The sequence below is a fragment of the Isoptericola sp. NPDC058082 genome (genome assembly GCF_042885055.1).
Taxonomy (GTDB): Bacteria; Actinomycetota; Actinomycetes; order Actinomycetales; family Cellulomonadaceae; genus Isoptericola.
On the sequence record NZ_JBHVSQ010000023.1, the window covers coordinates 45,591 to 47,917 of the forward strand.

Here is a 2,327-nt window from a genome sequence, read left to right on the forward strand (position 1 = left end):
GCTGGTGGGGGGGGCGGTGCGGCGACTGCGGCTAGGGTGGGGGGCGGGTTGGTTGGGGGGGGGCGGGGGTTACACCCCGTTTGGCCCCCCCACCGCCGTGTTGCCGCTGGCGCCTGTTCCCCGCCGTCGCGCGTAGTCTCGGGTGCCATGAGCGCAGAGCCCACCCCCGCCGAAGCGACCGTGCCCGCCGACGCCGACGTCGCCCCCGAGCGCGAGGTCCTCACCTGGACCCTGCTGCCCGTCGCGATCCGCGAGCTCGCCCAGCAGGTCGTCGACAGCGGCTTCCTGCCCGACGTCGTGATCGCCGTCGCGCGCGGCGGCCTGGTGCCCGGCGGCGCGATGGCGTACGCCCTGGGCACCAAGGGCGTGGGCACGATGAACGTCGAGTTCTACACCGACATCGGCAAGACCCTCGACGACCCGCGCGTGCTCCCGCCGCTCATGGACACGTCCGAGCTGCCCGGGTCCAAGGTGCTCGTCGTGGACGACGTCGCCGACTCCGGCCGCACCCTCGCGCTCGTCATGGACATGCTCGCGAAGCAGGGCGCCGACGCCCGGTCCGTGGTGCTCTACACCAAGCCCCGCACGATCATCCGGCCGGACTACTCCTGGCGGGACACCGACCTGTGGATCACGTTCCCGTGGTCGGCCGACCCGCCCGTCACCGGCGCGCACTCGGCCGACGTCTGAGCAGCTGAGCACCGTCACGCCGCGCGGGCGAACAGCTCCCGCGCGCGGTCGACGACGAGGTCCGGACGCTCGTCGACCATGAAGTGCGAGACCCCGGGGAGCACGTCGACGGTGAGGTCGTCGGCGTGCTCCTCGTAGCCGCCGAGCAGCGCGGGGTCGCTGAGGATGTCGTTCTCGCCGAGCAGCGCCACGGTCGGCGCGGCCAGGTGCTGGTCGCGGTAGGCGCCGCGCAGCACCGCCCACAGTTCGCGACGCACGAAGTCTCGACAGAGCGCCGAGCCGGCGCGCGCGCCCGCGGGCTGCCGCAAGGGCGCGAGGTACGCTTCGACGTCGGCCTCCGTCATCACGGGCGCGTCGCTGCCGTACTCCTGGAGCAGGTGGCGCGGCAGCCGCTGCCGGCCCCGCGACAGGGCGCGCGGTCCGGTCAGTCGCGAGGCGATGACCACCTGGAACCAGGTGTGCCGCATCATGAGCAGCAGTCGCGGGTCGAACCGCAGCCACAGGTGGGGCACGCCCATGCTCAGCAACGAGACGGCGCGGTCGGGTCGCTCGAGGCACAGGTGGAAGCCGACCAGCGCGCCCCAGTCGTGCGCGACGACGTGCGTCCGGTCGACGGCGAGCGCGTCGAGCAGGCCGACGACGTCGGCCAGGAGCCGGTCGCGCGTGTAGCCGTCCGGCGGCGCGTCGGTCCAGCCGAACCCGCGCAGGTCGGGGCACACGACCCGGTGGTCGTCGGCGAGCGGTCCGATGACGCCGCGCCACTCCCACCAGTGCTCCGGGAACCCGTGGAGCAGCAGCACCGGGTCCCCGGTCCCCTGCTCGACGACGTGCATCGCGAGCCCGTCGACGTCGACCCACCGGTGGGTGACGCCGGCGAGCTCGGGCATCGGCACCTCGGCCGACGCCTCGGGCCGCGCCGAGGCGGCCCGCCCCTCGCCCACCACGTTCTCGTCCATCCCTCGACGGTACTACGTTCATAGTGCCATGTCACTAGATCTGTAGTACCGGGGTTAGGGTGCCGTGGTGACCACCAGCATCCCGCCCCGACGCCGCGCGCTCGACGCGGCGGTGGACCTGCTCGGCACCGAGGGGCTCCGCGCCCTCACCCACGGACGCGTCGACGAGCGCGCCGGGCTTCCCCGCGGTTCGACGTCGAACTACTTCCGCACCCGCGCCGCGCTGCTGGCGGGCGTCTCCGACGAGCTCGCCGCCCGCGACCTGGCGGGCCTGTCCGCCGCACCGGAACCCCGGTCTGCGGCCGACTTCGTCGACATGCTGTGCGCCGGCTTCGCGCAGGCGACCGGCCCCGACCGCGCCGCCACGACCGCCCGCCTCGTCCTCTTCCTGGAGGCGAGCCACGACCCCGACCTCCGCGGGCGCGTCGACCGCGGCCGCGAGGCGCTCCTCGACTGGGGCGAGCGGATGGTGGGCCGCCTCGGGGCCGCCGACGCGCGCGCGGCGATGATCGCCGTCTCCGGCGCCTACGAGGGCCTGCTGCTCCACGCGATCGCCCGCCACGACCCGACCGACCCCCGCCCGCCCCTGACGCTCGTCGTCGACGCCGCCCTGGACTCGCCGAGGTAGCACGAGAGGGGGGGGTGGGGAGGGGGTGGGTTGCCCTCTCTTGTTTCCTCTGC

Annotated in this window: 3 protein-coding genes; 2 read left to right on the plus strand and 1 reads right to left on the minus strand. The window is 74.3% G+C overall.

What is annotated here, in order from left to right; translation table 11 throughout:
• The first annotated feature begins 147 nt into the window (after positions 1–147).
• Positions 148–690: a phosphoribosyltransferase gene (locus ACFVS0_RS20285; protein ID WP_430552024.1), complete on the plus strand. Its 543-nt coding sequence runs from the start codon at positions 148–150 to the stop codon at positions 688–690.
• A 14-nt stretch (positions 691–704) separates the two neighbouring features.
• On the opposite strand, the gene ACFVS0_RS20290 is transcribed toward ACFVS0_RS20285, so the two are convergent.
• Positions 705–1,646, minus strand: a complete 942-nt coding sequence (locus ACFVS0_RS20290; RefSeq protein ID WP_430565202.1) for an alpha/beta fold hydrolase — start codon at positions 1,644–1,646, stop codon at positions 705–707.
• A 67-nt stretch (positions 1,647–1,713) separates the two neighbouring features.
• On the opposite strand from ACFVS0_RS20290, the gene ACFVS0_RS20295 reads away from it, so the two are divergent.
• Positions 1,714–2,274: a TetR/AcrR family transcriptional regulator gene (locus ACFVS0_RS20295; RefSeq protein WP_430552022.1), complete on the plus strand. Its 561-nt coding sequence runs from the start codon at positions 1,714–1,716 to the stop codon at positions 2,272–2,274.
• Positions 2,275–2,327: the final 53 nt, after the last annotated feature.